Source organism: Bacillus sp. B1(2022) (assembly GCF_040259625.1).
GTDB classification, from domain to species: Bacteria; Bacillota; Bacilli; order Bacillales; family Bacillaceae; genus Bacillus; species Bacillus velezensis.
The window spans coordinates 432,725-446,147 of sequence record NZ_JANIFO010000003.1 but is presented as its reverse complement, the minus strand read 5'-3'; the positions used below and the strand labels follow the sequence as shown (position 1 = coordinate 446,147).

The following is a 13,423-nucleotide window of genomic DNA, read 5'->3' as shown; positions in this document are numbered from 1 at the left end:
ACTCCTCTCTCATTTAAATGCTTTCCAAAACATTTTTTTCGCAGGAAGCTCTTGTTTCTCCGCTAGTACGTCAGGTTCTTTTACCAGAGCCTTACGTCTTAATGACGGTACCGGCAGCGGCTTTCTTTTCATTCGGGTATCTTTTTCTTCCCAAGCTTCCAGAATGACGTGGGCGTTCGTTCCGCCGTCAGCAAAGCAGTTGATGGCTACTGACGGTCTGGCTGCATCCCATTCGCCGGCTGTTTTATGAAAATGAAAATCTGTCTTTGTTATATCAAAATGCGGCATCGGTTCATCTCCTGAGAGGAACGGAACCGTTTGTTTATGCTTCAGCATTAATACGACTTTAATGAAGCTTGCGATGCCTTCTGCGCAAAGCGGATGCCCGATGTTCGGCTTAATTGACCCGATGCCGAGCGGAACATGCTGGCCAGAGCGGTATACGGCTTGAATCGCCTTCAGCTCAAGCAAATCAGTTACAGCGGAACCCGATCCGTTTGCTTCGATATAACTGATGTCTTCCGGCTTTTTGCCGCTTTTGAAAAGCGCGCTTTGCATGACATCTTTTTGCGCCTGCATATTAGGAGCTGACGGGCCTGCCGTTCTGCCGTCATTGTTCATGGCGGCAGCCTTAATGACCGCGTGTATCGTGTCGCCGTCTTTTTGCGCCTGGCTTACTGTTTTTAACAGCACCATGCCGACGCCTTCACCGAGGACAACTCCGCCTGAACGCTTGTCAAATACGTGAAATGCCGGCTTTTCGTTTAACAGCCCGCGCTCTTGGAACATCCGGTGCGCCGCATCCGTGTTCAGCAGGCTGACGCCGCCAACTACCGCCGCTTTGATATCGCCGCTTCTCAGTGCCTGAACGGCCATGTTCATTCCTGTCAAAGCCGATGAACAAGCCGTATCAAGCACGATGCTCGGCCCGCGCAGATCAAAAAATTGCGAAACGTTTGCCGCTAAATAATTCTGCCCGCCCGCAACGATCGGGTTGCGGGTATTCGCAAGAATTTCAGGATCAGGCTGATGCTGGCTTCGGCCTCCGATATACACACCGGCCTCTATACCCTTGATTTCTTCACGGGAATAGCCGGCATGGCACCAAAGTTTCAAGCTCTCTTCCAACACCGCCAATGCCTGAGGGTCCATCGCTTTCGCGTCGTTTTCCGGAATGAAAAAGAATTCGGAATCAAAGTGATCCATATTGTCAATCAATCCCGCAACGTATTGATTTGCATATCCGAAACGTTCCGCCGGGACGGAGCCGATTGCGGACCTGCCGCTTCTCAGCAAGTCCCAATATTGTTCTAACGATTCCGCTCCCGGAAAACGGCAGCTCATTCCGACGACGGCAATGTCTTCAGTTACGGCATCACGCTTTTGTTCAGTATGAACCGTTTGTACGGCAGCCGGAACCAAGATTTCTGTATCAGGTTCCTCCCTTTCTGCAAGCAGCGGCTGTCCATTGGATACAAGCCATTCGGCAAACGCGTCAATCGTCGGATGTTCATATAAAACAGACGGATCTAAGTCCTCTTTGAGCGCTTGATTCATTTGCTGTAAAAGCTGCGCTAAAATGATCGAATCAACCCCGTAATCCTGAAACGGTTCGTCTGTTTCCAGTTCTTCCGGAGCGATTTTCAGCTCATCGGAAAACAGTTTCACAAGCCACGTCTTCGTATCAAGAAGCAGTTCTCTGTCTGAATGTTTTTCAGCGGCTTTGCCGTTTATTACGGCTTCAGTCTCTTTTTGTTTTTTCTCTTGACAGAGCAGCCTGTCAGGATGCCATTCGCTCCGATCAATGATAGCCGGCAGAACGGACGGGCGGATGTTTTCAGATAAAATGCGGTCCAGCAAGTCAAGTCCTTCCGCGTTGGACAGTCCCAGCAGCCCGGTCTGCTTCAAGCTTTCTGTGCGGACTTCACCCAATCCGGTTTCCTTCCAGTTCGGCCATTGAATGCTGACTAACGGATATTGATGCTGATGAGCCGCCGCGAAATAATCCATGTACGCATTTGCCATCGCATAATCCGACTGTCCCGCCGCGAGCGCCGGAACGACTGCAGATACTGAAGAAAATAAGACAAAAAATTGCAAAGGATCATTTGTGAAAAGGCTGCTTAATGTTTGAAGCCCTGCGACTTTCGGTTCCAGCACTTCTTGTATATCGTCAGCAGTCTTTCTGATAAACGCCGGATTTACTGAATTAACAGATCCCGCACAATGAATGACGCCGCCGATCGGTCCCATCGTGCGCCGGATCGTTTCAATTTCCGCTGCCGCCGCATCATGATCAGACAATTTCAGACTGATCACCGCCACTTGCACTCCTTTTGCTTCAAGCTCTTCAATCGCCCGTATCTTCTCTTTCAGCCTCGTATTAACGGCTGACCGTTTATGACGGGGAGGAATCGGCTCCCTGCCTGTCAGCACTACTTTTTTCACGCCGTGTTTTTCTGTGAAATGGCGGGCGCATAAGAGACCCAGTCCCCTCGTGCCTCCGGTAATGAAAAGCACATGGTCTTCAGGAAACGGTGCGGGCTTATGTTCTGCTCGCTTCCCGCTTGGAATCTCCCTGAATAAAGCACGGTATCTCTGTCCGTTTCGGCGGCAGATTTCCGGTTCTGTGCTGTCCGCCGCAAATTCATCTGCAATCTGTTTGGCAAGCGTCTGCTGATCCGTATCTGTATCGGCATCCATGTGTCTGGACGTCACGTTTTGATACTCATTTTGAAGCATTCTGTACAGGCCGCTTTTTGCCGCTCCTGCAAGATGAATCGTTTTCTGCTGAAATGGCTCCAAGCCTTTTGTTACATATAGCAGCGTCAGCGGCCGCGCCTGCCGGCGGCTTGTATCAATCAGAGTCTGGAGCCGGCTGATCCCTTCCAGTGAAGGGTCTTCGTCTCCGCATCCCGTCAGATCGATTGCGCCATCTATGTGATTCCAATCGCTAGCTGCAGTGTCAGCCGAATCGACCGGGAGAATGAATGAGTCAGTGAAATGCTTTGCAGTCTCTTCGGCTAGCTCCGCTGTTCTTGCATCAGCCAGAATCATGACCGTCTTGCCGCTTTTCTCACCGGCCGAATCGATCTCACAAGGAACCCATTGCTTTTCTAAAAGCACAGCCTCGCGCCGGTCTTCTGTTTCCTGCGGTACAGCTTTCGGCTCAGGCAGCCAGTACGGCTCCTTCGCAAACGGATAAGCCGGCAGACTGATTCTGCGGGGTTTTTCGCCTTGATAGAGTCTGTCCCAGTCCATCTGAAGCCCTTTGGCCCACAATTCCGCTATTTTGGCGTATTTTTTCTTATCGAACCATGACCTCACAAGCTGCTTCAGGTCATCGTCCGTTTCAAATGCTTTGATTTCTTTTTTAGCCGTTTTGATATGGGCTTCATATATCCCTTCACCCGTATTTCCGTTTACAAAATCGGTTAAACGGCTGATCAGTTCTTCTCTCGAACCGGCTGTAACCGCAAGACGGTAATCCATCGCATCACGCCCGGTTTGAAGCGTGTACGCCATATCTGAAAGATTGATATTCTGATTGGCTTTTGCAAATTCGATCACAGACTCGGCATAGGTTTTTACCTGGGGCGCTTTTTTCGCCGACAGCACAAAAATGTTTGTCTCATCAGGCTTACGGCTTCCCCGGTCTTTCGGCTGATACTCTTCGATAACGAGATGAGCGTTTGTGCCGCTGTAGCCGAATGAGCTGACACAGGCCCGCCGCGGTGCTCCGCCTGTTTCCCAAGGTTTGAGTTCGGTATTGACAAATAAAGGCGAGTCATCGAAATCAAAATGTTCATTCGGCGTGCTGAAATGAAGGGTCGGCACAAGCTGCTGATGCTTCATCGACAGCAGAACCTTCTGGACGCTTGCTACACCTGCCGCCGCCGACGTGTGCCCAATATTCGATTTAACCGAACCGATGGCGCAAAATTGTTTGCGATCCGTTTTTTCCTTAAATACAGAAGACAGGGCTTCTAATTCAATCGGATCCCCCTGCTTTGTGCCGGTGCCGTGCATTTCCGCATAGGTGATGCTCTCAGGGTGGATGTTGTGCGCTTCATACACTTGGCGCTCTAAATCCATTTGGCTTTTCGCGCTTGGTGCGGTAATGCCGTTGGTTTTTCCGTCCTGGTTAATTCCAGATCCGATAATGACTCCGTAAATATGGTCTTGATCGGCTTCCGCATCTTTCAGCCTCTTCAAAACGAGCGCCCCCGCGCCTTCGCCAGGCACAAATCCGTTCGCACTGTTATCAAATGCTTTACATTGGCCGTCAGGAGACAGCATTCCTGCTTCACACATGCTGATGTATGATTCAGGCGTTAAATACAAGGTCACACCGCCGACAAGCGCCATGTCAATTTCATGATTCAACAGCGCCTGACGCGCCAAATGAGTCCCGACGAGAGATGAAGAGCATGCCGTATCGATCGGAATGGCCGGCCCTTTCAAATTGAGATAATAAGGCAGGCGGGCCGCCGCGATGCTGAAACTGTTGCCCGTCGCGCTTCCTCCTGTCTGATGTTTGTTTAACATCATGCCGTATTCATTGTTCATAATCCCCAAATAAACGCCGCAATTTTTCCCGTTTAATTCTTTTGAGCTGTAACCCGCATCTTCAAAGGCTTTAAAACCTTCCTGTAAAAATATCCGGTGCTGCGGGTCCATAAGTTCCGCTTCAGACGGAGATATATTAAAGAACAGCGGATCAAACTCTTCAATGCCGTCAAGCATACCGATTGATCTGCAGTATACTTTGCCCTTCTTGTTTAAGGCCGGATCATAGTATTTGTTTACATCCCAGCGGGAAAGCGGGATGTCGCGAATGGCGTTTTTCGCACGGGCTAAGTTGTCCCAATATGTCTTTAGGTCCGGCGCATCCGGGTACTTGCCCGACATGCCGACGATGGCTATCGCGTCCGCTATCTCGTCTTCAGGCTCCCGTTTGGCCTGCACCGGTTCAGGTTCCTTTTGAACCGTTAATCTCTCCGGCTCGGCAGGTGTTTTCTCCTGCGGGGCATGTTGCGTAAGCGGCTTTGTACGTACGGGAACCGCCTGTTTTTTTCTTCCGCGGACAGACGGCTGCGTACGCAGAAAATCGGCAAATTGACGGATTGTCGGATAATCATACACTTTCGTTACGTTACAGTCCGTGCCGTACCGTTTATTGACGGCCTTTATCCATTCAAGACCGGTAATCGAATCCATACCCAAGTCAATAAAGGCCTCATCAATATCTACTTCATGCCGCTCCATGTACAATACATCAGCCAGTGCTTTTGATAACTCGTCATGCACCGCTTCAATCGGTTCTTCCGGTTCGGCGGAAGCTGCCGTTTCAGACATCGCCTCCAGAATATCCGCTTCTGCTTGTGTCACATGCTGCTTATGAGCGTTTAAAGGCTGCAGCATGATGTTTGATGGTTTTTTCACGGCCTCTGTTTTCTGCGGTTCGGTTGCTTCCTCAAGGATCGGTTCTGTCCCGAGCTCTTTTTGCAAGAAAGCCGCAAACTGGCGGATTGTCGGATAATCATATACTTTCGTCACCGTAAGGGACGTGCCGTATGCTTTATTAACAGACTTTATCCATTCAAGACCGGTAATTGAATCCATGCCGATATCAATAAATGTGTCGTCTGCGTCGATATCGTCGGCATCCATATATAAAACGTCTGCCAAACTTTCGGTCAATACGGCACTTACTTTTTCAGCGGAAACCGCCGGACGGGAAGCGGGCTGTACGGTTCTTTTCGGTTTCGCGCCGCTCAAAGTCTGCAGTGTAATGTTTGACGGTTTTTCTTTGACAGTCTCCTCGTGAAGAGTTGTTACTTCAATGACCGGTTCCGGGGCGGCCGCCGGTGCGATCGGCGCAGACTGTGTTTCGGCCGGTCTTTTGACAGCTGCATCAGCTGATGTGTCGATCCAATAACGGTCTTTTGCAAACGGGTAGGCCGGAAGACTGATTTTTTGCGGTCTGCCCATTTGATACAGCTTATCCCAATTCAGCGGAAGGCCCTTCACCCAAAGCTCTAATACCTTTGCGGCTTTGCCTTTTTCAAGCCACGCCTCAATGGTTTTTTCCATGTCCTCATCAGCCGTAAACAGCGCCATCGTGTCTTTATTCTGTTTGACTTGTCCGCGGTAGAGCTGGTCAATTGACTCCTTGCCGCCCGTAAATTCGTCAAGCTTCTCTTCAAGCTCGCGCAAATTGCTGACAATCATTCCGAGACGCTCTTCCATCGGTTCACGGCCGATTTGAAGCGTATATGCGATCCGGCTCAGATCTGCTTCCCGGTAACGCCCGCTCCGCAGTGCATCAAGAAGACGTTTCGCCTGTTTTTGAAGCCGTTGCTCATTTTTCGCGGAAAGGACGATCATCGACGGATGAGGCGCGGCAAAAGCCGTCTCCTTATCCTCATCAGCGGAATATTCTTCGATGACGATATGAGCGTTGACGCCGCCGGCTCCGAATGAGGAAAGTCCCGCGGTTCTCGGCAATTCCTTATCATTTATGACTGGTCTTTTCCACTCTTCAAGCGTCTGCTGCACTTTAAACGGCGTAGCGAGAAAATCAATATTCGGGTTAAGCGTCCGGGAATGCAATGACGGTGCTAGCTGCTTATGCTTCATTTGCAGGAGCACCTTCGTCAGCCCGGCGATGCCCGCCGCGCTTTCACAGTGGCCGATATTGGATTTCGCTGAGCCGATGGCACAAAACTGTTTATCTTGTGTTTGTTCTGAAAAGGCTTTTGTCAGACCCGTGATTTCAATCGGATCGCCGAGTGAAGTCCCGGTGCCGTGGGCTTCGATGTAGCTGACCGCCCTCGGATCGGTTCCCGCGTCTTTTAACGCCTGTTTGATCACCGCGGCTTGGGCGTTCGGATTCGGTACGGAATACCCGTTTGTTTTTCCATCATGGTTCACGGCCGTTCCTTTGATCAGGCCGTAAATATGATCACCGTCCGCTTTCGCTTTAGAAAGCGGCTTAAGGAGTACGGCGCCCACTCCTTCACCGGGCACATAACCGTCTCCGCCTTCTCCGAAACTTTCACATCTGCCTTTGCTTGATAAAAATCTGTTCTGGCCGAGCATCAAATATTTATTCGGATGAACGGATACATTGACGCCCCCGGCAAATGCTGCCTCGCATTCCCCGTTCCGCAAGCTTTGGCATGCCAGATGAATGGCTGTTAAAGAAGAAGAGCACATCGTATCCAGAGCCATGCTCGGGCCGTTAAAACCGAATACATAGGAAGCCCTGTTCGCAATTGATGACGGATTTCCGGTCAGCGCAAGCGATTTTCCGCGCGCCTGTTCTTCGGCTCCGTAAAGCTGATATTCCTCGTACATGACGCCTACGTAAACACCGACATTAGCGCCAAGCAAATCACCCGATTTTTCCGTGAGCTTTTTGCGCGTGTAACCGGCATCTTCCATCGTTTCGTAGACACATTGCAGGAATAACCGCTCCTGCGGGTCCATCAATTTTGCATCACGGGGCGAAATAGAGAAGAATTGCGGATCAAATTTGTCCACGTCTTTCAAAAATCCTCCCCATTTTCCGTACGTCTTGCCTTCTTTATCTTTATCAGCGTCGTAATAAAGACTGTGATCCCATCGATCGTTTGGAATTTCGGTTATGCAGTCAGTGCCTTCACTCAAATTCTTCCAAAATTCCTGAAGATTTTCGGCCTGCGGATATCGTCCTGATATACCGATAATCGCGATATCTTCACGCTCTGTAAGCTGCTGATTTTTTCGCGTGTCTGGACGGACTTGCGCAAAGCCTTTTTTGCCTTCATTCCGTTTGAAAACGGGCTTTACTTTCGCTTTCTCAGACAGCGCTGGTTTGGCTTCAGGGGTTTCTTCTGTTTTCACCCCGGTCACTTCCAGCAGCGTGTCCCGGTGTGCTTTCATAAAATACTGCGCCAGCGATTCGATATTCTGGTACTCGAAAAACAATGTTTTTGACAATGAACCGAAGCTCTTTTCCAGCCGGCCCGTCAAATGCATAATCATAATCGAATCAATTCCGTAATCTTCCATAGGCGCCTTGGCATCAATTTTGCCGACAGGAAGTTTGGTCACTTCCGAAAGCACTTGTTTCAAGAAATGCTCCGTTTTTTCTGCAAGCATGCTCTCTCCGCCTGCTGTAAGACCTGCCGTTTCTTCCGTTTCGCTGCCCTTATCCGGCTGATCATCCGCTGATTTTTTCAGAAACGCCCGGATTTTTGCGGCGTAGCCTTCCGTCACCATGACTTGGGATGTGTTTGCCGCCCACCCGCGGTATAAAGCCTGAATGCCGTTTTCTGTTTGCATAGGGACCATGCCGCTTTCTTTTGTCAGCATGGCTTCCGTTTCAGCATCAACCGTCATGCCGCCGTCTTTCCAAAGCGGCCAGCAGATTGAAAGGGTATGTCCATAGCGTTCATTTCGGGCTTTTTTACGGTTTCTTTTTTCACTGAAGGCGTTCATAAACGCATTGGCCATCGCATAATCAGCCTGGCCCGCGCTTCCGGCGCTTCCGGCTCCGGAAGAGAAAAGAATCAGAAAATCAAGCTCAATGTCCTTTGCCGCTTCATCAAGATGAACCAGCCCGGAGACTTTCGGCGCCAGTACATCACGGATTTCATCTTTGTGCTTTTTCAGAATATAGTTGTCTTTTATCGTTCCGGCGCTGTGTATGATACCGTTTAATCCGCCGTACTGCCGACAGATGTCCGCTGTGAGCGATTGAACTTCTTGTTTTTCCGTTATGTCTGTTTGTTTGTACACAGCTTGCGCGCCGAGATCGGACAGTTCTTGAAGCTGGGCTTTTTTACGGTTATCCAACAGAGAACGCCCCGTTAAAATAAGAACGGCGTCTTTTGCATGCCGGGCGATTTCTTTGGCGAATAAAAATCCGAGTCCGCCCGCACCGCCTGTGATCAGATAAACACCTTTATCCTTCCACGGCTTTTCGGCGCCGAACTGTTCAAGCCCTGTTTCCTGCCATTGTGCCGTATAGCGCCTGCCGTTTTCATAGCGAATATGCTTGTCATCAGGATGAGCGCTGCATTCTTTTACATATCGGGACAGAATGTCTGCCTTGACGTCCGGCTCCAATTCAATCAGCTGGCCGGTCAGGTTCGGGTTTTCAAGCGCCGCTGTTTTCAAAAGCCCCGTTAAGCCGCAAAGGAGCTGCGTATCCGCTTCTTGAGGCACGACAATCTGTATGAGCTCGCGCCCGCCGGAATTTGAAGAAAGGATTTTCTTCACTTCTTCGAACGCCTGAAGCGCACAAGCTTCAAACCGTTCGTCTTCACTCTTATGCTGATCACGGAGCACATGACAGCTGAAGTCCGTCTGTATGCTGTTCATTTGATCCGTAAACCGGTCAGATATCATCACGTGACGGGCTTTGAAATGGATCGGCGCTTCTTCATGTACAGCGGCCTTCTCTTCCCATACGTGTTCAAAATATAGTGTATCTGTTTTATCCGTTTCAATTTCCCGTGCGGAATAACCAGTCATTTTCACACATACATTGCCTTGTTCGTCACATACATCAATATCCAGCTTCTGCACGGCATCTTCAGGCTTGCTTTCGCCGCTGTACGCAATGGAAACCCACATATCGCTTTTACAGCTTTTCAACACATCAATCTGTTCGAGAGCAAACGGCAGCATCGGCCGTATGTCAGTCCCGTCTCTGTCAAGCATTAACCCGATTGTCGCGTGGAAGGCCGCATCCAAAAGGCTCGGATGGAGGACAAACTGATCTTTTGTATGAGAAATAGATGACGGGAGTGAGAGCTTCGCGAGCACTTTGCTGTCTTTTGCATAGATTTCCGTGACCGCTTTGTGAGCATCCCCGTATTCAATCCCCATCTGTTTGTATGCCTGATAGCAAGCGTCAGGTGTGATCAGACGGCGTGACTCTCTTAATTTGTCAATCTCGATTTTGGCCGGTTCGCCCGCTCGGACAAACGCTGCGCTTCCTTGCGCATAGAGTACGGGCTCTTCTTCCGAGGAAGCCGATTCACTGTAAACCGTAAATCCCATCTCTCCATTTTCTTCGTCATAAAGGCGGAGATACAGTTCTGCGGACTCATCCGCCGCTGTAAACGGACGTATCCATACGACATGTTTCAGCCGGACTGTTCCTTCTTCCTTCGTTTCTGCCGCATGTTCAACGGCCGCCCGGACCATTTCCAGATAAGCCGCGCCCGGTAACGTCCGCTCGTTTTTGACGACGTGATCTTTCAGGAAAAACTCTCCGCCGCTAAACGAGGACCGAAAACGGACGCCTGACATGTTTGATACATTTTCATGCAGGAGCGGATGCAGCATGCCTGCATTTTTTTGCGGCAGCGATTCTCTTTTCTCCGCCTTCGGCACCCAATACCGGATTTTTTCAAACGGATATGTCGGCAGGCTGATCCGATTCGGTTTGTTTTCACCGTACAAGAGATTCCAATCCATCGTTCCTCCGCCGGCCCACTTTTCGGCAATCATCTCCAGAGTTCCGGAAGAAAGCCATTTATGTATTAAGTCCGGAGCAAGCTCTGCCTGTTTGCTTTTATCGGCTCGGTTCCGCCAGCACCCGCTGACCGTTTTACCCGCCAGAAAGCCTTCCAGCCGCTCTTTGAGCTGTGTCATATTCTGAGCGGTGAACGCAACCCGCTCCTCCATCTGTTCACGGCCGATCTGAAGTGTATACGCCGCATCCTCAAGCGGCAGGCCGGGATGAATAAATGCAGACAGCTTCGCAACATACTCTTTTAGCCGTTCTTCATTCCGGGCTGAAACCGGGAAAATGAATGTCTGTTCTTCTGCCGGTTCATACGCTGTTCCGTGTGATTCTTCAGGGATAAATTCCTCCAGAATGAGATGCACGTTTGAACCTGTCGCCCCGAAAGAACTGATCCCAGCACGCCGGGGATATACGGTTTCGTTTCCGTTTTCCTTTACTGAAGGCTGCTGCCACTCTTCGGTATGATGCTGGACGTAAAACGGTGATTGTTCAAAATCTAAATACGGATTCAGCTCCTCGGAATGAAGAGACGGCACCAAAGTTTTATGGTGAAGCTGCAGGGCAACTTTGCTTAAGCCGCTGATGCCCGCAGCCGATTCCGCATGGCCGATATTGGACTTCACTGATCCGATCGAACAGAACTGTTTGTCCTGTGTGTACTGGCGGAACGCCTTGACAAGGCCTTGAACCTCAATCGGATCGCCGAGAGAAGTTCCCGTCCCGTGCGCCTCAATATAACTGACCGTGCGCGGATCGATGCCCGCTTTGTCCAGGCATTCTTCAATCAAATCGGCCTGCGCGACAGGACTCGGCACGGAAATTCCGCTCACTGTCCCCACGTGATTGACGGCACTGCCCTTTATCACCGCATAAATCCGGTCTCCGTCTTTTACCGCCTCCCGCAGCGGTTTTAATAAAACGGCACCGATTCCTTCAGCCGGTACATAGCCGTCTCCGTCTTTCCCGAATGTATGACAAACTCCGTCTGTTGAAAACATGTCCCATAAACCGTATGTCAGATATTTATTCGGATGCAGCGACAAGTTGACGCCTCCGGCAACCGCCGATTCACATTCCCCGCGCCGAATGCTTTCCGCAGCAAGGTGAACCGCAGTCAGCGAAGATGAACAGACCGTATCGACCGCCATGCTCGGCCCGTGAAAATTGCAAAAATATGAAACTCTGTTTGCGATTTGCGCATAATTAAGAGAAAGCGGGAATACATGATCTTCAGAAGAAGCTTCAGCCCCGACCAACGTATAATCCTTATGCATCACCCCTGCGAAGACGCCGACGCGCTGTCTCTTATTCCGTCCGCGCGCCTCTGCGAGCGACTTCGGCGTATATCCGGCATCCTCAATCGTTTCCCAGCATGTTTGTAAAAACAGCCGTTCCTGAGGGTCCATTGTTTCAGCTTCCCGCGGCGTAATCCGGAAAAATTGGGGATCAAAGCAATCCGTATCATCAATAAATCCGCCCCATTTTGAAATGCTCTTTCCGGAAGGCGACTTTACATTTTCAAACCGGCGCCAGTCCCAGCGAGACTCCGGAATTTCGGTGACACAGTTTTTTCCTTCTTTCAGGTTTTCCCAGAATTCATGAATATTTTCGGCCTGCGGATAGCGGCCGGCCATGCCGATAATCGCGATATCTTCATCTTGCGGAACACTGCTTTTCCGCCTGTTTTCTGTTTGCGGCTCAACCGGCTTCGCCATTTTTGCCGGAGGCGCGCTGAAATGGCTCCCGTACTGCTCAGTCAGGAAAGCCGCCAGCTCTGCTGCCGTCGTATATTCAAACAGCAAAGTCGGAGAAAGGGTTTCGCCGATTTTTTCGCTGATCGTTTCGACGACATCAAGCAGTCCGGACGATGTCAGCCCCATTTCATAGTAGCCGACTTGAGAATCAATCTGTTCAAGCGGCTTGCCGATTTTTTCCGCCATCAGATTCATGACATACCGCTCTGCTTCCTCATGCGGGTGTCCGCCTTCAAGCGATGCCGCAACTTCCGGTAAACCGGCTTTTTCAGGAGACTTCTCAGCAGTCTTTCGTTCTGTATTGATCAGCTCGGCATCCCGCACGAGCTTGCTTGTGAAATCTTTCAGCTCGGCTACTTTCCGGCCGGATGCGTTAAAAAACTCCAGTGTAATGTAAATGAGCTCCTTTTCCTGCCGAAGCGACGAACGTTTGATTCTCGTGATGCAGCCGGCCTGCAAAGGTTCGGAAGCTGTAAAAGATTCGTAGAAAAGAGGCAGAAACAGCCTCTTTTCCCCATTTAACAGCGATGAGATCAATAGGTTTGCGCCGACGCCGCTTCCGTCAAGAAGAGTCGGATGGAACAAAAACCCTCCGGCCTGTCCCATCGCGTCTTTTCCGAGCGATACATCAAAGGTGACGCCGTCCCGCTCCTCAAACACTTCTCCTTCTGCTTTCATATATCCGCTGTGAACCAATTCCTGGCTTCTGCATTGTGCATAAAGCTCATTTAAATCGATGGTGCGTTCCGCCCCGCGTTTGACAGAGTCAAGATCAAGCGTGTCACTGAAAATTGCGGGTGCCGTCTCGTGCATTTCCGCTTTGACGTAAATACGTTCTTCCGGCTGTACTCGTCCGCCGCTGACCTCAGCCCCTTTTGCGGTAAGTTTCCAGCGCCCTTCTTTTACCTTTGTACATTCAACCGTAAGCTTGACGGCGCTGTCTTCTTTCGCAATAAGCGGCTGATATATGGATAAATGGCGCAGCTGAAGCCCGTCGTATGAATAGCCGCGCTCTTTGAAAATCTGATAAAACATATCAATATAAGCCAATCCCGGAAGGACTTTTTGTCCGTAAACGTCATGGTGTAAAATAAACGGATTTTTCAGCGATAAAGTGATTTGCTTATTGAAGTTCTTCACG

The 13,423-nt window shown here is 50.2% G+C and carries 1 protein-coding gene; it reads right to left on the bottom strand.

Annotated elements, in window-relative coordinates:
* Positions 1-9 precede the first annotated feature (9 nt).
* The gene (locus NQS30_RS08180) at positions 10-13,422 is read right to left on the bottom strand and encodes a type I polyketide synthase (RefSeq protein WP_218791640.1); all 13,413 of its coding nucleotides are present in this window, start codon (positions 13,420-13,422) and stop codon (positions 10-12) included.
* Position 13,423: the final 1 nt, after the last annotated feature.